Consider the following 25,180-nt stretch of genomic DNA (forward strand, 5'->3'; position numbering starts at 1 on the left):
AGCAGGTAGCCGAGCCAGCGGACCGGGTTGAACACCGTGCGTGCGGGGGCTGCGCCGCGGCTGGCGCTGGCTGCGCGGTTGCGGTTGGCCACGGCTGGCGGCGCCCCGGTCAGCCCTTGCGTTCGGCCTGCAGCGCGGCGCGCAGCTCGGCCAGCACAGGGGCGGTGCGGGGGCGCACGCCGCGCCAGATGTAGAACGCTTCAGCCGCCTGTTCGACCAGCATGCCAAGGCCGTCGCTGGTGCGCGCGCCACAGCGCGCGGCGAACTGCAGGAACACCGTGGGCTCGGCGCCGTACATCATGTCGTAGGCCAGCACGCCTTCGCCCAGCAGGAACTCGGGTACCGGCGGCACTTCGCCATGCAGGCTGCTGGACGACGCGTTGATCACCACGTCGACGGCTTCGTCCTCGGACAGCCCGTCGAGCGCATCGAGCCCGCCGCCCCACAGCTCCACGCCGTACTGGTCGGCGGCTTCGACAAACTCTTCCAGCATGTCGCTCGCGCGCGACGCGGTGCGGTTGGCCACCACGATGCGCGACGGCCGGCATTCGATCAGCGGCAGCATCGCGCCCATGGCGGCGCCGCCGGCGCCCAGCAACAGCACGCGCTTGCCTTCGATCAGCGTGTCGAGGTTGTCCTGGATATCGCGCACCAGGCCGATGCCGTCGGTGTTGTCGCCGTGGATCAGGCCCTCTTCGATCCACAGCGTGTTGACCGCGCCGGCGGCCTCGGCGCGCTCGGTCAGGCGGTCGGCCAGGTCATAGGCCTCCAGCTTGAACGGCACCGTCACGTTGCAGCCGTAGCCGCCCTCGGCAAAGAACTGGCGCACGGCATCGGCAAACCCGTCCAGCGGCGCCTCCAGGCGGTCGTACTGCACGGCTTCGCCGGTCTGGCGCGCAAAGGCGGCGTGGATCGCCGGCGAACGGCTGTGCGCAACCGGGTTGCCGATCACCACATAGCGGTCGGAAGTGGCTTGGGAAGAATCAGTGGATGTCATCAGCGTGCCTGCAAGCGGGTTTCCAGCCCGCTGCGCGAAAACTTGAAAGTGGAAATGACTTCGAGGATGTCCTGGCGCGACGCCATCTCGGCGGTAAAGGGGCCGAACGGCGCGGCCGCGCGCACGATCGCCACGGCCTGGCGGTCCAGCGCGGGATCGCCCGAGCTCTTGACCACGTCGATGGCATCGACGTTGTAGCCGTCGCGGTTGTAGCCGAGCTTGCCGAGCCGGTTGACGTTGATCACCAGGATCAGCTGGCCGTACAGCGGCTTGCCGTTGCGTTGCGGGAAGTCAGTGGTGCCGCGCGCCTCGATCTTGTGGCGCAGGCGGTCGTAGTACTGCGCGTAGTCGACCGCCTGGGCACTGGTGGCGGTCAGCTGGAAGCGCTTGGGTCGCTTGGCGTAGTGGTCCAGGTTGCGGCCGATCTCGGCCTCCAGCCTGGCCATCTCGTCGGTCGAGGTGCGCTCGTCCTGGCCGCGCTGCGGGGTGTCCTGGCGCTTCTCGCCGGGCTTGAGCGGCTGGTTGCGCACCGACGGCGCGGCCTCGCGCGACTGGGTCAGCAGGCGTTGCTGCTCCTGTTCCAGCTGCTCGACGCGGCGCTGCACCTGGCGCACCAGGTCGCCTTCCTGCGTCTGGGTCTGCGCGGGCAGCGGCGTGGTGGCGCGCTGCAGGTCATGGTCGCCGCCGCCGTCCAGGTTGGCTTGCGCCAGCGCGGTCGGGTTGCGCGGCTTCTGCGCCGACTTGGCATTGACCAGCACCACGTCCAGCGCGGCATCGCTGCGCTTGATCTCGAACACCTCGGGCGCGGCCACCCGCACCATCAGCAGCAGCACGTGCACGGCCACGGAAATGGCCAGCGCCTTGGCCAGCGTACTGCTGTTGTGCCACCTGGCATGCCACCAGTGGCGGGGAGCGGCGAGTGTGGCGTTCACGATGGATGGAGGGTGGCTGAAGGGTGGGCGGCGGCCCGAACCGGTCCGGGCCGGCGGCCTGGCAAGACCGGGGCCGCGGACCCCGGATCAGACAGGCATTGTAAGTGAGCGCCGCCGATTTCCGAAGGCTTCAGCCGACCGCCGGGGTGCCGGTGTCGCGCTCGCCCGACGCCGCGCCGACATCGTCGTCGCCCGCTTCGGCCGGGGCTTCGTCCGAGACCCCGGCGGCCTGCTCGGCCGCTTCCTCGGCGGCCGCGTCGGCAGCGGCTTCGGCGGACAGCTCCGCGGCTTCCTCGTCGCTTTCCAGCTCTTCCTCGGGCACTTCGCCTTCACCGGCGAAGATCTCCAGCACCCGGCACGACACTTCCAGCGTGATCTCGTCGGTCTCGCCGATCTCCAGCAGCACCTGCGTGCCGCGCTGCGCCTGCACCAGTTCGGGCACGCGCGTGACCAGCGGGATCTCGGTAAAGCGCACCGCGCCTTCCTTGAGCACCGAGGCCACCATGCGCTCGCGCTTTTCCTGCTTGAGCCAGCGCAGGCACCAGTAGCGCTCCATGGTCGACTGGTGGTCGGCGTAGGCGGCGTAAGTGCCTTCGAAGTCCGCCACCGCGGCCAGCAGGTCGGCGTCCTTGGGCTTGAACGGCGCCACCAGCTTGGCGGTCACGCCGTGCTGGGCCACCGCCAGGATCTGCCACTGGTTGACCAGGTCGACATAGCGGCGCAGCGGCGAGGTGCTCCAAGCGTACTGCGCCACGCCCAGGCCCTCGTGCGGTGCCGGGTAGGTCTGCATGCGGGTGCGGTGCATGCCCCACGCCTTCTGCGTGCGGTAGATGCCCGGCACGCCGTTGTCGGCCAGCAGCTTGCCCCAGGTGCTGTTGGCCAGGATCATCAGCTCGGCAACGATCTTGTCCAGCGGCGAGCCGCGCTTGCGCTGTTCGATGCGCACGCGCTGGCTGCCGTCGGCCTGGTCGTCCAGGTAGAAATTGAAGTCGGCGCGGTTGTGGGTCTCGGGGCGCAGGCCGCTGGCCAGGCGCGCCTTCTGGCGCTCGTCGTACAGGTAGCCGGCAAAGTGCCACAGCTGCGTCAGCGCGTCGCGGAACGGGTAGTCGCCGGTGCCCGCGGCAAGCGCAGCCTCGGTGATGACATCGTCGAGCAGGTTGTGGCGCAGGTTGGCGGCGATCGGCACCATCTCGGCGCGGGTCTCGCTGCCGGTGATCAGCCACACGGTCGGGTCCACCGTCACATACAGCGACAGCGCCGGGCACGTGCGCCCTTCCTGCAGCGTGTAGCGCTCCACCACGGCGTCGGGCAGCATGGTGATCTTGTCGCCCGGGAAATAGACCGTGGACAGCCGCTGGCGCGCGACCGCATCGAGCGGTTCGCTGCGGCGGATGCCCAGCGCGGGCGCGGCGATATGGATGCCGATGCGCAGCTTGCCGTCGGGCAGCCTGGTCACGGACAGCGCATCGTCGATCTCGGTGGTGGTGACGTCGTCGATCGAGAATGCCTCCACGTCGGCCACCGGCAGGTCGGCGGGCGGCTCGGGCACGTCGGTTTCCGGAAAGCCCGTGCCCTTGGGGAAGCACTCGGCCAGGAACTTGGCCTCATGCAGCGCGCGCGCACTGGCGACGCCGCCGGCGGCCACCATCAGCCGCATCGGGGTCATGCCCAGCGCGGTGCAGGCGGCGTCCATGGCCTTGTATTCCAGGCTGTTCTTGTCCGGCTTGAACAGCAGCTGCAGCACCTTGTTGCGGAAGGTCTCAGGCAGCGTCAGCGCCTTGAGCTGCTCTTCGTACTCGGCCTGCACCAGCGCCTGCTGGCGCTTGCGCTCGAGCGCGGCCAGCGCCGCCTTGAGCTGGTCTTCGGGCGCGCGCTGGTAGCGGCCGCGCCCCTTGCGGCGGAAGTACACCGGGTTGCCGTGCAGCGCCATCGCCAGCGCCGCCTGCTGCACCGGGCCGGGCTCGGCGCCGTAGTACTCGGCGGCCAGCTCGGTGAAGCCGAATTCAGCCTCGGGCGCGCATTCCCACAGGAAGTCCAGGTCGATCTCGGCCATCATGTCGCCGGTCTGGCGCACCAGCTCGATTGCCGACGGCTGCGCGAACTGCAGCAGCACGTCGCGCGACTTGACCTTGGTACGCTTGCCGGCTGGCAGCTCCACCTGGTAAGCCTCGCCCTGCTGGTTCAGCACGGTGCCGGCGCGGATTTCGCCGCCTTCTTCGAACAGCAACTGCATCGATCGGTACTTTCAGAAATGCGCGGAACCGCGTCTGGCCGCCAAGAGGCAGCGCCGGGGCGGGTCCTGTGGGAGAAATGGTGCAACCGGGCGCAAATGCGTGCGAACGGAAGCGAGTGCGGCGCGCGGCGTGCAAATCGCTGGCCGCGGGCCACGCCGTATCGATACGGCCTGAGACGTGGAATGATACCGCACCCCGCTCCGGCGCCTGCGGGGGCCGGCGCCCCGGCGGGGTGCGTGCACCCACGCAGTTCAGAGCGACATGCCGCCGCTGGCCTCGATCGCCACGCCGTTGACGTAGCTGGCGTCGTCGCTGGCCAGGAAGGCGTAGATGCTGGCGATCTCGGCCGGCTCGGCCAGGCGGCGCAGCCAGCACGACGATTTCATGCCGTCCAGCACCTTTTCCGGCACGGTCTGCAGGATCTCGGTATTGACGAAGCCCGGGCACACCGCGTTCACGCGCACGCCCTTGGGGCCCAGCTCGCGCGCCCAGGTCTTGGTAAAGCCGATCACGCCGAACTTGCTGGCGGCGTAGTTGGTCTGGCCGAAGTTGCCGTACAGGCCGACCACGCTGGAAGCGTTCAGGATCACGCCCTTGCCCTGCTCGCTCATCAGGCCGGCCACGGCCTGCGCGCAGTTGAACACGCCCTTCAGGTTGACGTCGATGACGGCATCGAACTGGGCCTCGGTCATCTTGCCCAGGCGTGCATCCTTGGTGATGCCGGCGTTATTGACGAGGATGTCGACGCGTTCGTGCGCGGCCAGCACGGCGGCCACCATGGCATCGACTTCGTCGCGCCGGGTCACGTCGACGCGGTAGGCCGACACGGTGGCGCCGGTGGCGGCCAGCTTGTCGGCGGCCTCGCGCACGCGCGCTTCCTGCACGTCGCACAGGACGACAATGGCGCCGTCGGCGGCAAAGCGCTGCGCGGTGGCAAACCCGATGCCGGCGGCGGCACCGGTGATGATGGCAACCCGACCCTGCAGTTTCATCTCGTGGTCTCTTTCTTGGTTTCGGTAGTGTGTGTAGAGGGGCTTCGGTCTGTAGTCCGCAAATACCTGGGATGCGGAATCGCCTCGGTCCCCGGGGATGGCCGCGACAGCAGGTCCGGCAGGAACACTTCTGTCACGAGCATGACGCCGTCGCCGCGCCGGAACACCGAGCGCCGCGCCGGCAGCATGGGCAGTGGCGCCATGGCCGGCAGCACACGCTGCAAGGCCTGGCGCAGCGGATGGTGCGGCAGCAGCCGCGCAAACTGGAACGGCTCGCGCGCCACCGCCGGGTCGACAAACAGCCGGCCGCCCAGCGGGCGCTCGCCCAGCCCGCGCAGGAACGGCCAGTCGCGGCGCGCATGGCGCTGGCGCACCACAGTATGGGCAAATATGGCGGGAATATCGTCGCAGATCAGCAGCACCTCGCGCGTCAGCGCGGGGGTGCGGTCGTGCTGGCCCAGCACCTGCCATTCATCGGCGAGCGGGCGCTGCGGGCGCTGCAGCAGGCGCGCCACGCGAAAGCGCTCCGATGCTGCCACCAGGCGCGCGGTCAGCGAGCCGTCGTCACCGGTCACCCAGCGCCGCAGGTTGGGCGTGATGGCTGCATCAAAGGCCAGGTGCGGGCTCCAGCTGCAGCGGCGCGCGGACTGCGCGCTCATGCCGGGCCTGTGCCCGCCGGCACCTTGCCGCCGGGGCCATAGCCGCAGAAGGCGAGCACATCGTCGACGTAGTCGGCAAATTCGCTGATGCCGTGGTCGCTGCCCTCGATCACGCGGATGTTTGCGCCCGGGCAGGCCGCGACCATCTCACGGTAGTCCAGCACTTCGTCCCCGGTGGCGGCGAGCAGGTAATAGCGTCCGGGATCGGTAATGGTGTCCACGCGCAGGTCCAGCAATTCCTGCAGATGGCGGCGCTCGACCGTGACCGAGCCGCCGCCGTGCCACAGCGGCTGCTCGCCCAGGTACGCTTCCAGGTCGGTCCAGGGATGGATGGCCGGATTGAGCAGCACGGTCCTGCAGCCATGGCGCTCGCCCAGCCAGCGGGCATAGAAGCCACCCAGCGACGAGCCGACGATGGCGATCTCCTGGTCGCCGCCGGCCTGCGCGGCGCGGATCGCGGCCTGCGCCTGGGCAATGGCCATTTCGGGCGAGACATTGAGCGTGGGGCAGGCGTAGTAGCGGCCCACGCCCCACTCGCGCATGCGCTCCTGCACCAGCCGGGCCTTGAACGACTGGGGCGAGGAGCGGAATCCGTGCAGGTACAGCAGCATGGTGGTCCTTCCCGCCGGTCAGCTTGCGGCGCCCTGGCCCAGGGCGTCCAGCAGCTTCTGGTGCACGCCGCCGAAGCCGCCGTTGCTCATCACCAGCACGTGGTCGCCCGGCTGCGCCGCGGCACGCACGGCCTGCACCAGCGTGCCCAGGTCCTGGAAGGCGGCGGCCTTGTCGCCCAGCGGCGCCAGCGATCCGGCCAGGTCCCAGCCCAGCGCGTCCTTGCCGGCCGGGGCGCCGTAGCCGAACACCAGGTCGGCCTGCTCCAGGCTGGCCGGCAGTTGCGCCTTCATCACGCCCAGCTTCATGGTGTTGGAGCGCGGCTCCAGCACCGCCAGGATGCGGGCATCGCCGACGCGGCGGCGCAGCCCGTCCAGCGTGGTCTGGATCGCGGTCGGATGGTGGGCGAAATCGTCATAGACGGTCACGCCGCCCGCCACGCCGCGCACTTCCATGCGGCGCTTGACGTTGGCAAAGCGGGACAGCGATTCGATCGCCTGCGCGGCCGGCACGCCCACATGGCGCGCGGCGGCGATCGCGGCCAGCGCATTCATGCGGTTGTGGGTGCCCTGCAGGTCCCACACCACGGTGCCCTGAACGGCGTCGCCAAACCAGACGTCGAAAGCATCCTTGCCGGGCGCCGCAGTGGCGGCGGCATCGCTCTCGCGCCAGTCGCCCACGCCAAACTGCTCGACTTCGCTCCAGCAGCCGCGCTCCAGCACGCGTGCCAGGCTTTCCTCCACGCCGTTGACGACGATCCGGCCCTGGCCGGGCACGGTGCGCACCAGGTGGTGGAACTGGGTCTCGATCGCCGCCAGATCCGGGAAGATGTCGGCGTGATCGTATTCCAGGTTGTTCAGGATCGCGGTGCGCGGGCGGTAGTGGACAAACTTGCTGCGCTTGTCGAAGAAGGCGGTGTCGTACTCGTCGGCCTCGATCACGAAAAAGTCCGATTCGGTCACGCGCGCCGAGATGCCGAAGTTCTGCGGCACCCCGCCCACCAGGAAGCCGGGGTTGTAGCCGGCATCCTCCAGGATCCAGGCCAGCATCGACGTGGTGGTGGTCTTGCCATGCGTGCCGGCCACCGCCAGCACCCACTTGCGCGCCAGCACGTGCTCGCCCAGCCATTGCGGACCCGACACATAGGGCAGGTTGCGGTCGAGGATGGCCTCCATCAGCGGATTGCCGCGCGAGACCACGTTGCCGATCACGAACAGGTCCGGCTCCAGCGACAGTTGCGCGGGGTCGAAGCCTTCGATCAGCTCGATCCCCTGGGCCTCGAGCTGGGTGCTCATCGGCGGGTAGACATTGGCATCGCAGCCGGTGACGCGGTGGCCGGCCTCTTTGGCCAGCACCGCCAGGCCGCCCATGAAGGTGCCGCAGATGCCAAGGATATGAATATGCATGGGTTCCCGGAAAGACTTGAAGCCCGCAGGCGTGGGGATTCGGCACCCGGCGTGGCGCGGCGGCACGGCGGCTGTTTCAGGCCGTGTCTTGCGGTGCGGTGGCCGGGCAGGAAGCCTCCGATTGTACCCGAGCGCCCGCGGCCTTCGCTGCACTGCGGCAGCGCGCGCACCGGTTGCGCGGGAGCGTCCGGTATCATGGGGCATGACCCGACGCACCACCCCCGACCCCACCCGCCTGCGCGAGGAAATCGCCCAGGCTGCCGCCCGGATGATCGCCGAGGACGGTGCCGACTACGCCACCGCCAAGCGCAAGGCCGCCCGCCAGGTGCTGGGCGAGCAGCGCGTGCCCGGCGAATGGCTGCCCGACAACGAACAGGTCGAAGCCGAAGTGCGCGCCTACCAGGCGCTGTTCCACGCCGACAGCCAGCCCCGCGTGCTGGCACTGCTGCGCCGGCTGGCGGTGCTGGCCATGGAAGACCTGGCGCCGTTCCGGCCTTACCTGGTCGGCGCCGTGCTCAACGGCACCGCCACCGAGCACTCCGATATCTATCTGCAGTGCTTCTGCGACAGCGCCAAGGACGCGGCACTGTACCTGATCAACGCCGGCGTGGACTTCGAGACCAGCGAGAGCCGGCATTTCGGCGGCCGCGGCGAGGTCGAGACCCTCAGCTTCCTGTGGAAGGGCCAGTGGCCCGACCGCCGCGAGGCGCGGCTCCTCGCCGGCGAGGTGCGCGCGGAACTGGGTGCCCCAGTCGGCATTCATATTGCACTGTATGATGCCGTCGACGAACGCGGCGCCGTGCGTGCCGACGCCTCGGGGCGCCCGGCCCGCGCCGACCTGCAGGCGGTACGGGCGCTGGTGGACGCGCCCGGCGATGCCGACCCGGCCTGACGGCCCGCCCCCCACTTCACTGGTCCAAGCCATCCCCATGACTGAAACCGTTTCCTCGCCCGCCCGCCGCTCCCGCCTCTGGCTGTGGATCGCCGTGGCCGTGGTCGCCTGCGCCGCTGGCGCACTGGCCGGCCATTTCGTGTTCTCGCCCAAGCCCGCCAGCGACCAGGCGGTGGAAACCTTCTTCCAGACACGCCTGCCCGACGCCGCCGGCGCCGACCTGGACCTGGGCAAGCTGCGCGGCAAGACCGTGGTGATCAACTTCTGGGCGCCCTGGTGCGGGCCGTGTGTCGAGGAAATGCCGGAGCTGACCGCGCTGCATGAGGAATACAAGGACCGCCAGGTGGAGTTTGTCGGCATCGGCATCGATTCAGCCGCCAATATCCAGCAGTTCACCACCAAGGTCCCGGTGGCCTACCCGCTCGCCGTGGCCGGTTTTGCCGGCACCGAGCTGTCGCGCAACTTCGGCAACAGCGCCGGCGGCCTGCCCTACACGGTGGTGATCAACCCGGACGGATCGGTCAAGTACCGCAAGATGGGACGGGTGACGGCCGAGGAACTGCGGGCCGTGCTGCCACGAGCCTGAGCTATTCTTCCGCCAAATTCGCTGAATTTCGTTTTTCTTCAGCGATTTGTTTCGCCGGGGCGCCAAAACTGCCGGAAAGTGCTTAAAGGGCCGCCAAAGCGCCGCGCAAGGTCGCCAAGCCTTGTATCGCGCGCTAGACAAATCCCTCTAAGCTACGGTAATCTCCGCGCAATTTCGTTGATCTGGTCGAGCCGCCGTGACTGCAACCCGCTCTATCCGTCGCTCAGCCCGCTACCGCAAGGTGCTGGTCCTGCATGGGCCGAACCTGAACCTGCTGGGCACGCGCGAGCCGGAAACCTACGGGCACACGACGCTTGCCGACATCGACGCGGCCCTGGCCGAACGCGCGGCAAAAGCCGGCGTTTCGCTGGATACGTTCCAGTCCAACCATGAGGGGGCACTGGTCGACCGCATCCACGCCGCACGCGCGGAAGGGGTCGAGTTCATCATCATCAACCCGGCTGCCTACACGCATACCAGCGTGGCACTGCGCGATGCCCTGGCCGGCGTGGCGATCCCGTTCGTCGAGGTGCACCTGTCCAACGTGCACCGCCGCGAAAGCTTTCGCCACCACTCCTATTTCTCCGACGTGGCGGTCGGAGTGATCTGCGGGCTTGGCTGGCAGGGTTACCTGCTGGCGCTGGACTATGTGCTGGGCCAGGAGCAGCCGCCACCCGAGAGTTCGGGGAGCTGAACTCCCAAGATTTTTTCAACAACCTGCGCGCGCCGCCCGGCGGCCTGCGCCCGTTGGCGTGCCTCGGCACGGCGGGCGCGGATTTCCGGTGGCCGGCAACACGATTCTTCCGCCGCGGCCCGTCCCGGGCAGCGCGGCCGGATAACCCGATTCAGGAGGATAAAAAGATGGACCTGCGCAAGCTGAAGACGCTTATCGACCTGGTGGCCGAATCCGGCATCTCCGAGCTGGAAGTCACCGAAGGCGACGGCAAGGTACGCATCGTCAAGCAACCGCCGCAAATCGTCGCCGCGCCGATGGCCATGCCGCAGATGCAGGCGCTGCCGCCCGCCGCGGCCGCCGCACCGGCCGCCGGTGCCGTGGCTCCGGCTGCAGAGCCCGCCGCCGCCCAGCTGCCCGCCGGCCACGTGGTGACCTCGCCGATGGTGGGCACGTTCTACCGCGCGCCGTCGCCGGGTGCCGCGCCGTTCGTCAACGTCGGCGACTCGGTCAAGGAAGGCCAGACCGTCTGCATCATCGAAGCCATGAAGCTGCTCAACGAAATCGAGTGCGACAAGGCCGGCGTCATCAAGGAAATCCTGGTCGAGAACGGCCAGGCCGTCGAATACGGCCAGCCGCTGTTCGTGATCGGCTGATCCTGACCGGCATGCCACGCCGCACGCTGCCACCGGCCACGCAAGTGGCCCCCGCAGCAGCGCCCGCGCGGCATGCCATGGCGTTGTTTGGCGCCAGGGACGTTGTGGGCTTCGCGGCCCGTTCCGTGCAGTTCCATGCAGTTCCGCGCAGTATGGCGGCCGCGGCGGCGACAGCCCCCGGGCCGCGCGCCCGGCGTGCCATTGCGGCGCGCAGCGGGACCGCTACTGTTCTCGCAGAGAGAGACCATGTTTGAAAAAATTCTGATCGCGAACCGCGGCGAAATCGCTCTTCGCATCCAGCGCGCCTGCCGCGAACTGGGCATCAAGACAGTCGTGGTGTACTCCGAGGCCGACAAAGAGGCCAAGTATGTACGCCTGGCAGACGAAGCCGTCTGCATCGGCCCGGCCCCGTCGCCGCTGTCGTACCTGAACATGCCGGCCATCATCTCGGCCGCCGAAGTGACCGACGCGCAGGCCATCCACCCCGGCTACGGCTTCCTGTCCGAGAACGCCGATTTTGCCGAGCGCGTGGAGAAATCCGGCTTTGTCTTTATCGGCCCGACCGCCGACAGCATCCGCCTGATGGGCGACAAGGTGTCGGCCAAGCAAGCCATGATCAAGGCCGGCGTGCCGTGCGTGCCCGGCTCGGACGGCGCCCTGCCCGACGACCCCAAGGAAATCCTGGCCACCGCGCGCCGCGTGGGCTACCCGGTGATCATCAAGGCCGCCGGCGGCGGCGGTGGCCGCGGCATGCGCGTGGTGCACACGGAAGCCGCGCTGATCAACGCCGTCAACATGACGCGTGAAGAAGCCGGCCGCGCCTTCGGCAATCCCGAGGTCTACATGGAGAAGTTCCTTGAGAACCCGCGCCATGTGGAAATCCAGATCCTCGCCGACCAGCACCGCCAGGCGATCTGGCTGGGCGAGCGCGACTGCTCGATGCAGCGCCGCCACCAGAAGGTGATCGAGGAAGCGCCCGCACCGCACATTCCGCGCCGCCTGATCGAGCGCATCGGCGACCGCTGCGCCGAGGCCTGCAAGAAGATGGGCTACCGCGGCGCCGGCACGTTCGAGTTCCTGTACGAGAACAACGAGTTCTACTTCATCGAGATGAACACGCGCGTGCAGGTCGAACACCCGGTCACCGAGATGATCACCGGCATCGACATCGTCCAGGAGCAGATCCGCATCGCCTTCGGCGAGAAGCTGCGCTTGCGCCAGAAGGACGTGCAGTTCCGTGGCCACGCGATCGAATGCCGCGTGAACGCCGAGGATCCGTTCAAGTTCACGCCGTCGCCGGGCCGCATCACCGCCTGGCACATGCCCGGCGGCCCGGGTGTGCGGGTCGACTCGCACGCGTATGATGGTTACTTCGTCCCGCCCAACTACGATTCGATGATCGGCAAGATCATCACTTACGGCGCCACGCGCGAGCAGGCCATTGCCCGCATGCGCATCGCGCTGTCGGAAATGGTGGTGGACGGGATCCTGACCAACGTGCCGCTGCACCGCGAGCTGATGATGGACGCCAACTTCGTTGAAGGCGGCACCAGCATCCACTATCTCGAGCATCGCCTGGCGGAGCGCGCGAAGGCCTGACGCAACGCAACGTTATCCGCAATACACAAGCAGCAAGCAAGGAAGCCCGTGGCATTTCAGGAATGTGTGATCGAAGTGGCGCAGGACCAGGCCGAAGCCTGGTCTGATGCCCTGTTCGACCTCGGCGCGCTGTCGGTCTCGGTGGAAGACGCCGATGCCGACACGCCCGACGAGCAGCCGCTCTTTGGCGAGCCCGGGCTGGAACCGAAGCAACTCGCGTGGAACCGCTCGCGCGTGGTGGCGCTGTTCGGCGACGATGCCGATCCGGCCGTGGTGGTGGCGGCAGCCGCCAACCAGCTCGGCATCGACCCGGTGCCGGCCTACCAGCTGCGCGCGGTCGAGGACCAGGACTGGGTGCGGCTGACGCAATCCCAGTTCGAGCCGATCCGCATCGGCGAGCGCATCTGGGTGGTGCCGTCGTGGCACGATGCACCCGAGCCCGATGCCGTGGTGCTGGAACTGGACCCCGGCCTGGCCTTTGGCACCGGCAGCCATCCCACCACGCGGCTGTGCATGCAGTGGCTGGAGCAGAACCTGAAGCCGGGCGAAACCGTGCTCGACTACGGCTGCGGCTCCGGCATCCTGGCCATCGTGGCACGCAAGCTGGGCGCCGGCGATACCGTCGGCATCGACATCGATCCCAACGCGGTGGAAGCGTCGCGCTACAACGCCGAGCGCAACCGCGTGGAAGCCTCGTTCGCGCTGCCCGAATCGGTGTCCGAGGCCAGCTATGACCTGGTGGTCGCCAACATCCTGTCCAATCCGCTCAAGCTGATGGCCGCCATGCTGAGCGCGCGCGTGCGCGCCGGCGGACGGCTGGTGCTGTCCGGCGTGCTGGAACGCCAGGCGGATGAAGTCGCCGCGGCCTACGCGCCCTGGCTGCCGCTGACGGTGTGGCGCAGCGAGGAAGGCTGGGTGTGCCTGCATGGCACCCGCGGCGCCCAACCCTGATTCACACCGATGGCCGCCGTCAAGCTAGTCACGCGCTGCCCGGCCTGCCGTACCGCCTTCCGGCTGGTCGCCGACCAGTTGCGCCTGCGCCAGGGCCTGGTGCGCTGCGGCCAGTGCGAAACGGTGTTCGACGCGCGCGAGCACCTGATCGAGATTCCGCTGCCGGCCGGCGCTGCATCATCGGCGTCATCGGCGTCATCTGCGGCTGCTTCGCCGGCCACCCCTCCCGCCCCCTCGGCGGCGCCCGCATCGGCTAAGGCCGCGCCTGCGCCGCAGCCTGCCTTCACCCCGACCATCGACCCCGGCTATGACGTGCCGGCGCTGGATGCGCCGACGATGCTGATGTCGTCGCCGGAGGACATGGCCATGCCGGCACCCGCCGGCATGGAAGACGCAGAGATCGAGCAGGCGCTGCGCGAAGCCAACGAAGCCGTCGCCCATCGCGATGCGCGCGAGGCGGAACGCCAGGCTGCCGGCCCGGAGGCGGCCGGGCCCGCCCCCGTCACGGCACCGGAACCCGCCGAGGATGCGCCGGCACAGCCGGCACAAGCGGCGTCCGCGTCCGCCTGGCCGGCACTCGATCACGGCGCGCTCGATACCCCGGCCGCTGCGGCGGCACCGGCAGCACCGCAACCGGCTGATGCTGACGCCGAGCCCGTGCCAGTGGCACCCGCTGCCAACATCCCCAGCGCAAGCGAGTTCCTGCGCGCGGCATCAGCCGATGCCGGGTCCGAGCCGACCGCATGGCCGGATGAGGCATCGGCCCGCCTTGCCACCTCGCCTGCCGCGCCCACCTCACCCACCGTTGGCGACGACGACAACGCCCCCGACACCGGACAGCCGTCCAGCGTCACCGGCGGCGCCGTCGCGCGCGAGCAGACCACGCGCCGCTGGGCACGCACCGAAGCACCGGCCGGCCCGGTCTTCGCCCCCGACTTCCTGCGCCACGCGCGTGAGCGCGAGCGCGAGCGCGAACGGCAGCCCCGCAAGCCCGTGACGGTGCCCCGCTCCGCCTGGCGCGTGGCCGCCGTGGTGCTTGCCATCGCCGCTGCCGTGCAAGTGGTCTACCTGGCACGCAGCCAGCTGGCCGGCCAGTTCCCGATGCTGCGCCCGGCACTCGAGGCCGCCTGCGCGCCGCTGGGCTGCGACGTGCCGCCATGGCGCGACATCGATGCGCTGCGCATCGAGACCTCGCAGCTGCAGCGCCAGGATGAAGACGGCGACACCTACCTGCTGTCGGTCACGCTGCGCAACCTGGGCCGCGCCAGCACCGCCCTGCCCGCGATCGAGCTGGTGATGACCGACCTGCAGGACCAGCTGCTGCTGCGCCGCGTGCTGCAACCCGCGGAGTACCTGGAGCCGTCGCAAAAGGCCTTTGCCGCGCAGGGTCTTCGCGCGGGCATGGAGCTGCCGGTTCGGGTACGATTCCGGACGCAGCAGGCGCCGGCCAACTATCGCGTGCTGATTTTTTACCCCTGAATCCCTGGCCCGCCGCCGGACCGGATCCGAGTCCGGCGGCAGGCCGCGCCCCCCGCTCCGGACACGAACCGGAAATCCATCAGACAACAAGGAGTAGACATGAGCAACGTCACCCTCGGCGGCAACGCCATCGAAGTCGCAGGCAAGTTCCCGCAAGCCGGCGACAAGGCCCCCGCCTTCTCGCTGGTCGGCAAGGACCTGAAGGACGTCACGCTGGCTGACTTCGCCGGCAAGCGCAAGGTGCTGAACATCGTCCCGAGCCTGGACACCCCGGTGTGCCAGGCCTCCGCGCGCAAGTTCAATGAAGCCGCCAGCGGCCTCGCCAACACCGTGGTGCTGACGATCTCGGCCGACCTGCCGTTCGCCATGGGCCGCTTCTGCACCGCTGAAGGCCTGGCCAACGTGGTGCCGCTGTCGACCATGCGCGGCGCCGAGTTCAAGGGCAACTACGGCGTGGACATCAAGTCCGGCCCGCTGGCCGGCGTGACCGCACGTGCCGTGGTGGTGCTCGATGAGAACGACACCGTCAAGTACAGCCAGCTGGTGCCGGAAATCAAGACCGAGCCGGACTACGACGCCGCCCTGGCCGCGCTGAAGTAAATCAGCGACACGCCCGGGAACCCGCGGGTTCCCGGGCGGCAGCGGCCGCCCGCATCCCGGGGCGGCCGCTTTTTGTTTTCTGCCCGACCGATACTGCCCGCAAGGGCTCCGTTCCACCAATCACCCCAACACCTGGAGAGAGCATGGCCAGCCTGATCTGCGGCTCCGTCGCCTACGACACCATCATGACGTTCGACGGACGCTTCCGTGAACACATCCTGCCGGACCAGATCCACATGCTGAACGTCTCGTTCCTGGTGCCCGGCATGCGCCGCGAGTTCGGCGGCTGCGCCGGCAACATCGCCTACACGCTGAAGATGCTGGGCGGCGATCCCGTGGTGATGGCCACCGTCGGCGCCGATGCCGAACCCTATCTGGACTACCTGCGCAAGCTGGAGATCCCCACCGGCCACATCCGCGTGCTGCCGGAGACCTTCACGGCGCAGGCCATGATCACCACCGACCTGGACAACAACCAGATCACCGCCTTCCACCCTGGCGCAATGAGCCAGTCGCAGCTGAACCACGTCAAGGATGCGCTGGGCGGCGCCAGCGCGCCGGGCCTGGGCATCGTCGCGCCCGACAGCCGCGAGGGCATGCTGCACCACGCGCGCCAGTTCGCCGAGGCCGGCGTGCCGTTCATCTTTGATCTGGGTCAGGCCATGCCCCTGTTCAACGGGGAAGACCTGCGCGAGTTCGTTGAACTCGCCAGTTACGTGACAGTCAATGACTACGAGGCGCAGGTCCTGCTGTCCCGCACCGCCTGGACCAGCGCCGAGGTTGCCGCCAAGGTTCGTGCCTTCATCGTCACGCACGGCGAGCGCGGCGCCAGCATCTTTGCCGATGGTCGCCAGTACGCGATTCCGGCGGTTGCGGCCGAGCGCATCGTGGACCCGACCGGGTGTGGCGATGCCTTCCGTGGCGGCCTGCTCTACGGCATTGAAAACGGATTAGACTGGGAAACGACTGGCCGCCTGGCATCGCTGATGGGTTCGGTCAAGATCGCGCAACAGGGTCCGCAGAATCACTGGTTGTCGCGCGAGGAAATCGGCAACCGGTTCCAGTCTGCATTCGGGTACCGCTACGCCTGACCTGCGGCCAGCGCGTGGCTTCTTCTCGGGAAACGACATGAACAACAAGCTACGTGGCGGTGCCGTTGCCGTCCTTGCCGTCACCGCCCTGGTTGCCGGCTGCGCTACCCAATCCAACTCCAACAGCGTCTATGGCACGGGCCAGGCGCAGCGTGAACAGACCGTGCGCTACGGCGTGGTCGAAGGCATCCGCGAGGTCACCATCCAGGGTGGCCAGAGCGGTGCCGGCACGCTCGCGGGCGGTGCCATCGGCGGCATTGCCGCAGGCAGCACCATCGGCGGCGGCAACGGCGCGGTGGCGGCCGGGATCCTTGGTGCGGTGCTCGGCGGCATTGCCGGCAGCGCGGCCGAGAACAAGATCAACCAGCGCCGCGGGCTGGAAATCACCGTGCGCCTGGACAACGGCGAGATGCGCGCGATCACGCAGGAGGCCGACGAAGCCTTCCGCCCTGGCGAACGCGTACGGCTGCTGTCCTCGGGCGGCGTGACCCGGGTCACGCACTGAGCCCTCGCGGCCCCGCAGGGCCGCGCCAGGGCGCAGCAGAACGCGCCGCACCTGCAAGGGTCGCGGCGCTTTTTTTCGGCTTTGCAATTCCGTAACATTGCGACGGACCGCTCCGCGCGCGGGCGCGCGCCCATGAAAAAACCCGCCGGGCGGATGCCATCGGCGGGTCGGCAAGACCTGGTGTCTTGCGGACCGGATACGCAGTATCCGGTCATGCGGGCACGCGCTGCGTGCCGGTGCGGTTCCTTGCGGAACGTGTAAGGTCCACTCCGTGGCGGAGCAGCTTACGGACGGTTGCCCGTCGGGAACGGCCAGGCAGCAGCCGGGTTCAGCGCGGTCTTGGCAGCCGAAGCGGGAGCAACGGCAGGGGCCGCGGCAGGCTTGGCGGCAGCCTTCTTGGCAGCCGGCTTCTTGGCAGCAGCCTTCTTGGCAGCCGGCTTCTTGGCGGCAGCCTTCTTGGCCGGCGCAGCCTTCTTGGCAGCAACCTTCTTCACTGCAGCCTTCTTGGCCGGAGCCTTCTTGGCGACAGCCTTCTTGGCCACGACCTTCTTGGCGGCTACCTTCTTCACCGCGGCCTTCTTGGCCGGAGCCTTCTTGGCTGCAACCTTCTTGGTCGCGACCTTCTTGGCGGCTACCTTCTTCACCGCGGCCTTCTTGGCCGGGGCCTTCTTGGCGGCGGCCTTCTTGGCCGGCGCCTTCTTGGCTGCGACCTTCTTCACAGCGGCCTTCTTGGCCGGTGCCTTCTTGGCGGCCGGTGCTGCCTTCTTGGCGGCTACCTTCTTCACAGCAGCCTTCTTGGCGGCCGGCTTGGCGGCCTTCTTAGCCGCCGGCTTTTTCTTTGCAGCAGTTGCCATGGATAACTCCTTCACTAGAGAGTGAATATCGAATGACCTAAGTTGGCGACCCGACCGACCCGAGGCGCACTACAGCAGCGCGGCCCCAGTCGAGCGAGCGATTCATCGGCGTGCGGCCCGACCACTGCTGCACGCTAATGAATTTGGTTGCAGGCGCACCGCCCCTGGCGGTGACTTGGCGGCCGGAGCGAGCCCGCAAGCGGGTCTCGGGCACGTGCCGCGCCCTGGAATATTCGATCAGCCCGCACCGCCCGTTGAGCCGGCGCACGGCCAGAAATGAGGAGATATCGGACAGCTGGCCCGCGGTGCGGGCTTGGCCTCGCGCACGGCAGACGGCATTCATTCGGTGGTAGCGGGTCCAACCCGTTAATGGACCAAGGGAGACTGCACGCGTTTTAAGAAGCCGGTCCGGCCTGGTCTGCGTCAAAGTTCTCGTGCTCCTCAGCTACTACCTTCGTCACTGCATCGAAGCGCGCATCGCGCTCGTCGTTCCATCTTGCTTCCTGCTTCTCTGCAATGAAGTGAGACTCTTGTCAAGGCGAATCATAATTCGTTTGCACGATGATGTTAAGAAAAAAGTGCAAAAAAACTTGCCTGCATGTATCGCTCGAACTAGTTCTCACGCGCAGGGTCACGAAGACGTTGCCGATAGCATCGCAACGCGTCGCTCGCACGCTGGTGCCGACGCTCGTTTCGCACGCTCGCACATGCAGCGCGACACCCCATCGCACGCACCGCGCATCGCAGCTTTTACACGCCGCGACAAACCCTGACGACCAGCATCGCAACGCGCGCCTGACGACTGCGCAATGCCGCTGCGCGCGTCATCGCGTTTTCCGAAAAGCCGCATGGACAAAGGCTTTGCGGGCGATGCACCGATACGCGTGCGGCAGCCTTCGACTGGCGCGGACACGTTCCTGATCGCGCGCGCGCCGCGCTGCGCGACACACGCCCTGCATGCTTTACACAGTCGGCAGCGCACGCACGCGCCGTTATGCGACCAGGCCTCGGCCATGCTCGCTTCGCGCTTCGCGCGACACCGTCGCACACACCATCCAAGAGTGATGCGTGCACGCAACGGTTTGCATCGACGCAACAGCGCGAAGGCATCGCGAGGTCATCAAAGCGTTGCGATCGAGCCAAGCCGCGACGCTCGCGAAGCATCGCGGCAACACTTCGGCAGACGCTTCGATCAAGCCATCGGCATGCGTGTTCGATCCGCGCGCTTGCCGAGCGATCCGGATCGCGCGCGCCGTGCCTCGCGTGTTCGCGCTCTCACCCTCGCGACTCTGCGCGCCACTCGCCTCGCCCTGCCGGCAGCTCGTCGTACGTCCGCTTAGAGGATTGCTTCAGCGCCCGCCCGCCGGCGCCTTTTGCTGCATCACAATAACCCGCAAACGGCGGCTGCATGCGGCTTTCCGGGTAGCAGGCAATGGCCGCGGAAAGGCGCGCGCCGCGCCGCGCCGGATTGCGGCGCGCCCCCGGCGCCAGTAGATTGGCGTGGCTACGAACCTCAAAGGAGACATCATGCGCATCCATTCCCCCCTTGCTTCGACCCTGCGCGCCGCCGTGATCGCCGCAACCCTGCTCGGCAGCGCCGCGGCGATGGCGCAGGCCACGCCCAGCGGCATGTGGAAGACCATCGACGACAACACCGGCAAGCCGCGCGGGCTGGTGGAGATCACCGAGAAGAACGGCGTCTTCAGCGGACGCCTGGTCAAGACCTTCGTCGAGAGCGACGGCAAGCCGCGCGTGTGCGACAAGTGCACCGACGCACGCAAGGACCAGCCCGTCATCGGCATGACCATCCTCTCCGGCCTGCGCAAGACCGGCGACAACGAGTGGAGCGGCGGCGAGATCCTCGATCCGGAGAACGGCAAGGTCTACAAGAGCAAGATGTCGCTGGCCGAGGACGGCAACAAGCTCAACGTGCGCGGCTTCATCGGCATCAGCCTGATCGGCCGCACCCAGACCTGGGAACGCGACCACTGACCCTGCCGGCACGGCGCGGGACTCAGGGTTTCTCCGGGGCATGCCGTTGCGTGTCCCCGCCGAACGAGAAACGGCAGTCGAAAAAAAACCGGGCGGTTCATCACCGCCCGGTTTTTTTGTCCACGATGCTGCGCTTTACATCCGGTAGCGCAGGGTGGCCATCACGCTGCGCGGGGCACCCGGCATGTTCAGGTTGGGGCTGGTGCCATGCGCGGACACGATGTAGCCCTTGTCGAACAGGTTGTACAGGTTCAGCTGTGCCTCGAAGGCGCCGCGGCGGTACCAGGCCATCGCATCGGCGGTGACATAGCCGGGCAGCGTCACGGTGTTCAGCGGGTCGGCATAGCGCGCGCCCACCAGGTTCAGGCCGGCGCCAACGCCGAAGCCGTGGCCCAGGTCCTTGGTCAGCCACGCGTTGCCGGAGTGGCGCGGCGTGATGGTGGCGCGCTTGCCCTGCAGCGCGGCGGTGGACTTGGTGACGGTGGCATCCAGGTAGGCGTAGCCGGCCAGCATGCGCCAGCCGCCGCCGAGTTCAGCCGCGCCGGAGATCTCGATGCCGTCGGTGCGCTGTTCGCCGATCGGCAGCAGCGCCGTGTTGGTGGCGTTGGCGATCTTGATATTGCTGCGCTCCAGCCTGAACACCGAGATCGTCGTGCTCGCCTTGCCGTTCAGCCAGTCGTACTTTGCGCCCACCTCGGTGTTGTTGGTGGTCTCCGGTGCCAGGTCGGCATTGTTGGCCGCCAGCGCGAAAGCCTCGCCGGAGGGCTGGAACGACTTGCTCCAGGACACGTAGTACGACTGCGACTTCGACGGCTGCCACACCAGGCCGGCGCGCGGGCTCCAGGCGGTGTCGGTGCGCGACAGATTGCGCTGGCCGGCGATGCGGGTCTGCGTCTCCTGCTGGAAGTTGTCGTAGCGCACGCCCAGCAGCGCCTTCCACTGCTCGCTGAAGGTGATCATGTCCTGGGTGTAGAACGCCAGGGTATTGAACACGCCAAGGTTCGACGTGCCCGGCGTGCCGGGTGCCTGGCGCGGCAGCGCCACCAACACCGGGTTGAACAGGTCGAAAGCGATCGGCAGGCCGTTGGCGCCGACCACCGGCTTGGTGTTGTTGACCTGGTCCTTGTTCTGCTGGCCGATCTCCATGCCGTACAGGATCTCGTGCTTCATGCCCAGGAAGGTGGCCTTCTGGGTCAGGTCGGTCTGGTTGAACCAGCCATGTTCCTCGCGGCGGACATTGCCGTGGTTCATGGTGAGGGTGCGCGCCGCCTCGTTCACCGTGTTGGTCAGCGTGTTGTTGCGGTCCAGCGAGTAGTGGTAGTAGCGCGTAGCGTTGCGGATCGACCAGTTCTCATTGAAGCGATGGTTGACCGTGGCGGTGCCGGAGAACACGCGCGACTGCGAGTAGTCGGCATCGCGCGCGTTGGCCGCGCCGTAGTAGCGCGAGGCCGGCACGTCCACCGGGCGTCCCTTGTAGGCCGGGATGCCGAAGTCGGTCACGCGGCGGTCTTCCAGGTAGTCTGCCTGGAACAGCACGGTGGTTTCGGGAGCGATGCGCAGCTCCAGCGACGGCGCGATCGCCGAGCGGTCCAGGAACTGCTGCGAGCGGTAGCTGTTGGCCTTCTCCACCGCGCCGGTCACGCGGAAGGCGGCGGCGCCGTCGGCAAACACGCGGCCCACGTCGGCTTCGGCGCGGCGGTCGGCCCACATGCCGTAGCTGAGTGCGAAGTCGGTGACGTCGATGCCCGGCTTCTTGGTCACGCGGTTGATCAGGCCGCCCGACGAGCCGCGCCCGTACAGCACCGCCGCGGGACCCTTGATGACTTCGACGCGGTCGACATTGGACATGTCGCGGAAGTACAGCGCATCGTCGCGGATGCCGTCGACGAACTGGTCGGCGATGGCGGAAAAGCCGCGGATCGACACCTGGTCGCGCTGGCCGTCGCCGTGCGAGAACGACACGCCCGGCACGTTCTTCAGCGCATCCTGCATCGAAGTGGCGTGCTGGTCGCGCATGACATCGGCGGTGACCACGTTGACGGTCTGCGGGATGTCGCGCAGCGGCGCCTCGGTCTTGGTCGCGCTGACCGCATTGGGCGGGTTATAGCCGGTGCCAAGCTCGCGGCTGACATCGGCCCTGACCGTGACCTCAGGCAACTGCGCCGAAGCGCCTGGCGCGGCCTGGGCCCACGTCAGAACCGGTTGAAATACGAAGCTCCCCGCCACCGCGGCACAGATCGGGTGAAGTTTTATTCTCATTTCCCTGTAATCGGCTGTAATAGTTTTGAAAACGCGGGCGCATTATCGATTACAGGATTGCCAGGGTCAACGAGATTGCGAATTATTCCTATTCGCGATCAATATATGTTGCTTTCGGCACAAGTAGCGGTTGCCACAGTCCGTCTTGTGATCCATTCCCCGACTTGAGGTGTCGTACTGAATGCCCGTCTCTTAGCCCAGCTGCCCGGCAAGCGCATCGCGCGCCTCGGCTACAAACGCTGACTCCCCGCGCCGCGCGGGCAGCAGGAAGAACTCCGCCTCAGGCAGCCGCGGCAGCCCCAGCCGTGCAATGGTGGCGGCGTCCAGCGGCGCCACGCCGGGGCCGATCGCCGAGGCGTTCAGGCACGACATCCCAAGCCCCGCCGCCAGTGCCAGATGCAGCCCCGCCACGCCTGACGCGGAGTGCGCAATCTCGAACGGAAGCCGCTTGCGCAGCAGCAGCTGCACCACGTACTGATGCAGCGAGCAGGTATCGGGCAGCAGCACCAGCGGCAGCGTCGCGGACAGGCTGTCGGCCTCGGCCGGCGCGGCTACCCAGGCCAGCGGCTCACGCCGCAGCACAGTGCCGCGCGTGCCCTGCCCGCGCGTGCCCGGCAGGCGCATGCTGAGGCCGATATCGAAGGTGTCCATCTCCGCGGCGGCGTCGATCGCCGCGCTCTTCATCACCGTCACGTGCAGGCGCAGGTAGGGGTAGCGCTCGCGCAGGCGCCGCAACATGCCGGCGATCTCGCCCGGGCGGAAGTAGTCGGTCACGGCCAGCCGCAGTTCGCCCGCCAGCGCGTGGCCGCGCAGGTCCTGCAGGGCCAGCTCGTTGAGCGCCAGGATGCGCCGCGCGTGTTCCAGCAGCCGCTCGCCCGCCGGCGTCGGCACCGCGCCATGCCGGCCGCGCGACAGCAGCGGCACGCCGGCGCGCTCCTCCAGCTTGCGCAGCTGCTCGCTGACCGACGACTGCGACAGGAACAGCCTGGGCGCGGCCGCCGACAGGCTGCCGCTGTCCGCGACCGTGACAAAGGTGCGTAACTGGTCGGTTTCGAATCCACGCATGGCAAGGCTCCGGCAAGGGTGGCATTACTTCGGATAATCCGATGTTACGCATCGAATATTCCCGCTTTTCCGATACTACACCACCCCCTACCATGGCATCACCAACCCACGAAAAACCAAGGAGCCAGCCATGCCCCACATCGTCCTGCACCTGTCCGGCCAACCCGATGCCGACCTCACCCGCCGCAGCGCCAGGGCGATCGCCGACCTGACCGAGCGCGTGCTCGGCAAGAAGCGCGAGGTGATTGCCGTCACGGTCCAGTACATCCCGCACGACAGCTGGATCATCGCCGACGTGCCGCTGTCGGAGCACGGCCGCAACGCCTTCCACCTGGACATCAGCGTGACCGATGAAACCAACACCAAGGCGGAGAAAGCGCAGTTCATCGAGGCCGTGTTCGAGACCATGTCGGGGCTGCTGGGCAAGCTGCATCCGGTGTCGTACGTGCACGTGATCGACGCCCGCGCCGCGGCCTATGGCTACGGCGGGCGCACGCAGGAGTACCGCCACCAGCACGGCTGAAACGGCGCATCTCCTTCATGCCGGCAACTGTCATCCCAGTGCCCCCGCGGCGAGACCGGAGGTTACGCCGCGGGCCAAGCTGTGGCAAAGTCGCCGGCTGATCCCTTTTCCTGACGGACTGACAGAGACAAGGCGCCACAAGCGCCAGGCCCCGCGCGGCAACGGACCGCACCTCAGGACAAGGCAACCCTGAAGGAGATCCGATGTCGTTTCTGATCGTGCTGGCAGCCCTTGCCTTTCTGATGTTCGCCGCGTACCGCGGCTACAGCGTGATCCTGTTCGCGCCCATCGCCGCGCTGGGCGCGGTGCTGCTGACCGACCCGTCCGCGGTCGCGCCGGTGTTCACCGGTATCTTCATGGAGAAGATGGTCGGCTTCGTGAAACTGTATTTCCCCGTGTTCCTATTAGGCGCGGTATTCGGCAAGGTGGTCGAGCTGTCCGGCTTTTCCGAGTCCATCGTCGCCGCGGCGATCCGCTATATCGGGCGCTCGCGCGCCAATGCGGTGATTGTCACGGTATGCGCGCTGCTGACCTATGGCGGCGTGTCGCTGTTCGTGGTGGTGTTCGCGGTCTATCCGTTCGCGGCCGAGCTGTACCGCCAGAGCAACATCCCCAAGCGGCTGATGCCGGGCGCGATCGCACTGGGCGCGTTCTCGTTCACCATGGATTCGCTGCCGGGCACGCCGCAGATCCAGAACATCATCCCCACCAACTTCTTCAACACCACCTCCTGGGCCGCACCGGTGCTGGGCGTGGCCGGCTCGCTGTTTATCCTGGTGGTGGGCCTGAGCTACCTGGAATGGCGCCGCCGCGCCGCCGCTGCGCGTGGCGAAGGCTACGGCACCAACCTGCGCAACGAGCCCGAGCGCAGCCAGTCCGGCAAGCTGCCGCACCCGCTGCTGGCGCTGCTGCCGCTGGTGGTGGTGGGCGTGGCCAACTTCTGGCTGACGCGGATGATCCCGCTCTGGTATGGCCCTTCCAACAGCGTGGCGCTGCCGGGCCTGCCCAAGCCGGTGGAAACCAAGATCGCCAGCGTGACCGCGATCTGGGCAGTGGAAGGCGCGCTGCTGCTGGGCATCGCCGTGGTGCTGGTGACCGCCTTCGGCGCCCTGCGCGAGCGCTTTGCCGAGGGCACCAAGGGCGCCGTCGGCGGCGCGCTGCTGGCGTCGATGAATACGGCATCGGAATACGGCTTCGGCGGGGTCATCGCCGCCCTGCCCGGCTTCCTGGTGGTCAGCGACGCGCTGCGTGCGATTCCCAACCCGCTGGTCAATGCCGCGGTCTCGGTCAGCACGCTGGCCGGCATCACCGGCTCGGCCTCGGGCGGCATGAGCATCGCGCTGGCGGCGATGTCGCAGACCTTTATCGCGGGCGCGCAGGCCATGCAGATCCCGCTGGAAGTACTGCACCGCGTGGTGTCGATGGCCAGCGGCGGCATGGACACGCTGCCGCACAACGGCGCCGTGATCACGCTGCTGGCGGTGACCGGCCTGACCCACCGCGAGTCCTACCGCGATATCTTCGCCGTCACTCTCATTAAGACCGCCGCGGTGTTCTTCGTCATCTCGGTGTATTTTCTGACCGGACTGGTCTGAAGCAATCCCGGCCCGCGCGGCTTGTACATTC

23 protein-coding genes are annotated in these 25,180 nt (G+C 67.9%); 13 read left to right on the forward strand and 10 right to left on the reverse strand.

The genetic code is table 11. The annotated features are described in order from the left end of the window. Nucleotides 1-109 precede the first annotated feature (109 nt). The 7 genes from aroE to mpl form a co-directional block, all read right to left on the reverse strand. A complete protein-coding gene (gene aroE / locus AC1Q6V_RS07515; protein ID WP_010813194.1) occupies nucleotides 110-997 on the reverse strand; it encodes a shikimate dehydrogenase in 888 nt (295 codons plus the stop codon). After that, entirely contained in the window at nucleotides 997-1,929 is a 933-nt protein-coding gene (locus AC1Q6V_RS07520) for an energy transducer TonB family protein (RefSeq protein WP_010813193.1), read from the reverse strand. Before AC1Q6V_RS07520 ends, aroE begins: the two co-directional genes overlap by 1 nt. 130 nt (nucleotides 1,930-2,059) lie before the next feature. Then, complete coding sequence (locus AC1Q6V_RS07525; RefSeq protein ID WP_454749661.1) at nucleotides 2,060-4,162, reverse strand: ribonuclease catalytic domain-containing protein; 2,103 nt, start codon at nucleotides 4,160-4,162, stop codon at nucleotides 2,060-2,062. Nucleotides 4,163-4,414: 252 nt separating this feature from the next. Further along, complete coding sequence (fabG, locus tag AC1Q6V_RS07530) at nucleotides 4,415-5,155, reverse strand: 3-oxoacyl-ACP reductase FabG (RefSeq protein ID WP_010813191.1); 741 nt, start codon at nucleotides 5,153-5,155, stop codon at nucleotides 4,415-4,417. Then, nucleotides 5,152-5,814 (reverse strand): chorismate--pyruvate lyase family protein, encoded by a 663-nt coding sequence (locus AC1Q6V_RS07535; protein WP_010813190.1) that lies wholly within the window; start codon nucleotides 5,812-5,814, stop codon nucleotides 5,152-5,154. Before AC1Q6V_RS07535 ends, fabG begins: the two co-directional genes overlap by 4 nt. Beyond that, the gene (locus AC1Q6V_RS07540) at nucleotides 5,811-6,425 is read right to left on the reverse strand and encodes a YqiA/YcfP family alpha/beta fold hydrolase (protein ID WP_011616022.1); all 615 of its coding nucleotides are present in this window, start codon (nucleotides 6,423-6,425) and stop codon (nucleotides 5,811-5,813) included. The genes AC1Q6V_RS07535 and AC1Q6V_RS07540 overlap by 4 nt, the downstream gene beginning before the upstream one ends. Before the next feature lie 18 nt (nucleotides 6,426-6,443). Beyond that, on the reverse strand, nucleotides 6,444-7,829 hold the full coding sequence (mpl, locus tag AC1Q6V_RS07545) for a UDP-N-acetylmuramate:L-alanyl-gamma-D-glutamyl-meso-diaminopimelate ligase (RefSeq protein ID WP_010813188.1): 1,386 nt from the start codon (nucleotides 7,827-7,829) through the stop codon (nucleotides 6,444-6,446). A 202-nt stretch (nucleotides 7,830-8,031) separates the two neighbouring features. On the opposite strand from mpl, the gene AC1Q6V_RS07550 reads away from it, so the two are divergent. From AC1Q6V_RS07550 to AC1Q6V_RS07595, 10 genes are all read left to right on the forward strand, one after another. After that, nucleotides 8,032-8,721 (forward strand): UDP-N-acetylmuramate--alanine ligase, encoded by a 690-nt coding sequence (locus AC1Q6V_RS07550; protein ID WP_439668247.1) that lies wholly within the window; start codon nucleotides 8,032-8,034, stop codon nucleotides 8,719-8,721. A gap of 37 nt (nucleotides 8,722-8,758) precedes the next feature. Beyond that, complete coding sequence (locus AC1Q6V_RS07555; RefSeq protein ID WP_010813186.1) at nucleotides 8,759-9,307, forward strand: TlpA family protein disulfide reductase; 549 nt, start codon at nucleotides 8,759-8,761, stop codon at nucleotides 9,305-9,307. Between the two features lie 196 nt (nucleotides 9,308-9,503). Further along, on the forward strand, nucleotides 9,504-10,001 hold the full coding sequence (aroQ, locus tag AC1Q6V_RS07560; RefSeq protein WP_011616025.1) for a type II 3-dehydroquinate dehydratase: 498 nt from the start codon (nucleotides 9,504-9,506) through the stop codon (nucleotides 9,999-10,001). A 167-nt stretch (nucleotides 10,002-10,168) separates the two neighbouring features. Then, the gene (gene accB, locus AC1Q6V_RS07565) at nucleotides 10,169-10,636 is read left to right on the forward strand and encodes an acetyl-CoA carboxylase biotin carboxyl carrier protein (protein WP_010813184.1); all 468 of its coding nucleotides are present in this window, start codon (nucleotides 10,169-10,171) and stop codon (nucleotides 10,634-10,636) included. Nucleotides 10,637-10,882: 246 nt separating this feature from the next. Then, entirely contained in the window at nucleotides 10,883-12,235 is a 1,353-nt protein-coding gene (gene accC / locus AC1Q6V_RS07570) for an acetyl-CoA carboxylase biotin carboxylase subunit (protein ID WP_454749662.1), read from the forward strand. Between the two features lie 48 nt (nucleotides 12,236-12,283). Further along, nucleotides 12,284-13,186: a 50S ribosomal protein L11 methyltransferase gene (prmA, locus tag AC1Q6V_RS07575; RefSeq protein ID WP_010813182.1), complete on the forward strand. Its 903-nt coding sequence runs from the start codon at nucleotides 12,284-12,286 to the stop codon at nucleotides 13,184-13,186. Between the two features lie 9 nt (nucleotides 13,187-13,195). Further along, nucleotides 13,196-14,665 carry a DUF3426 domain-containing protein gene (locus AC1Q6V_RS07580; protein ID WP_454749663.1) on the forward strand — a complete coding sequence of 490 codons (1,470 nt, stop codon included), beginning with the start codon at nucleotides 13,196-13,198 and terminating at the stop codon, nucleotides 14,663-14,665. 99 nt (nucleotides 14,666-14,764) lie between these two features. Beyond that, on the forward strand, nucleotides 14,765-15,265 hold the full coding sequence (gene tpx, locus AC1Q6V_RS07585; RefSeq protein ID WP_010813180.1) for a thiol peroxidase: 501 nt from the start codon (nucleotides 14,765-14,767) through the stop codon (nucleotides 15,263-15,265). A gap of 143 nt (nucleotides 15,266-15,408) precedes the next feature. Next, a complete protein-coding gene (locus AC1Q6V_RS07590) occupies nucleotides 15,409-16,356 on the forward strand; it encodes a carbohydrate kinase family protein (RefSeq protein ID WP_010813179.1) in 948 nt (315 codons plus the stop codon). Between the two features lie 37 nt (nucleotides 16,357-16,393). Beyond that, nucleotides 16,394-16,861, forward strand: a complete 468-nt coding sequence (locus tag AC1Q6V_RS07595) for an outer membrane lipoprotein (RefSeq protein ID WP_010813178.1) — start codon at nucleotides 16,394-16,396, stop codon at nucleotides 16,859-16,861. Nucleotides 16,862-17,145: 284 nt separating this feature from the next. Here the strand turns inward: AC1Q6V_RS07595 and AC1Q6V_RS07600 are convergent, their stop codons facing one another. Continuing rightward, nucleotides 17,146-17,715, reverse strand: coding sequence for a histone H1-like DNA-binding protein (locus tag AC1Q6V_RS07600; RefSeq protein ID WP_454749664.1), 570 nt, complete (start codon nucleotides 17,713-17,715; stop codon nucleotides 17,146-17,148). Nucleotides 17,716-19,242: 1,527 nt separating this feature from the next. Between AC1Q6V_RS07600 and AC1Q6V_RS07605 the strand changes: the two genes are divergently transcribed. Beyond that, nucleotides 19,243-19,707: a DUF2147 domain-containing protein gene (locus AC1Q6V_RS07605; RefSeq protein WP_010813175.1), complete on the forward strand. Its 465-nt coding sequence runs from the start codon at nucleotides 19,243-19,245 to the stop codon at nucleotides 19,705-19,707. Nucleotides 19,708-19,842: 135 nt separating this feature from the next. Here the strand turns inward: AC1Q6V_RS07605 and AC1Q6V_RS07610 are convergent, their stop codons facing one another. Together AC1Q6V_RS07610 and AC1Q6V_RS07615 are read right to left on the reverse strand one after the other, a co-directional pair. Then, entirely contained in the window at nucleotides 19,843-21,966 is a 2,124-nt protein-coding gene (locus tag AC1Q6V_RS07610; RefSeq protein WP_492298215.1) for a TonB-dependent receptor, read from the reverse strand. Nucleotides 21,967-22,158: 192 nt separating this feature from the next. Then, nucleotides 22,159-23,031, reverse strand: a complete 873-nt coding sequence (locus AC1Q6V_RS07615) for a LysR family transcriptional regulator (protein ID WP_010813173.1) — start codon at nucleotides 23,029-23,031, stop codon at nucleotides 22,159-22,161. Nucleotides 23,032-23,161: 130 nt separating this feature from the next. Here AC1Q6V_RS07615 and AC1Q6V_RS07620 point away from each other — a divergent pair, with 130 nt between their 5' ends. Further along, the gene (locus AC1Q6V_RS07620; protein WP_454750392.1) at nucleotides 23,162-23,554 is read left to right on the forward strand and encodes a tautomerase family protein; all 393 of its coding nucleotides are present in this window, start codon (nucleotides 23,162-23,164) and stop codon (nucleotides 23,552-23,554) included. A gap of 203 nt (nucleotides 23,555-23,757) precedes the next feature. After that, on the forward strand, nucleotides 23,758-25,149 hold the full coding sequence (locus AC1Q6V_RS07625; RefSeq protein WP_454750391.1) for a GntP family permease: 1,392 nt from the start codon (nucleotides 23,758-23,760) through the stop codon (nucleotides 25,147-25,149). Nucleotides 25,150-25,180: the final 31 nt, after the last annotated feature.

The organism is Cupriavidus sp. GW823-FHT07B10 (genome assembly GCF_058794355.1).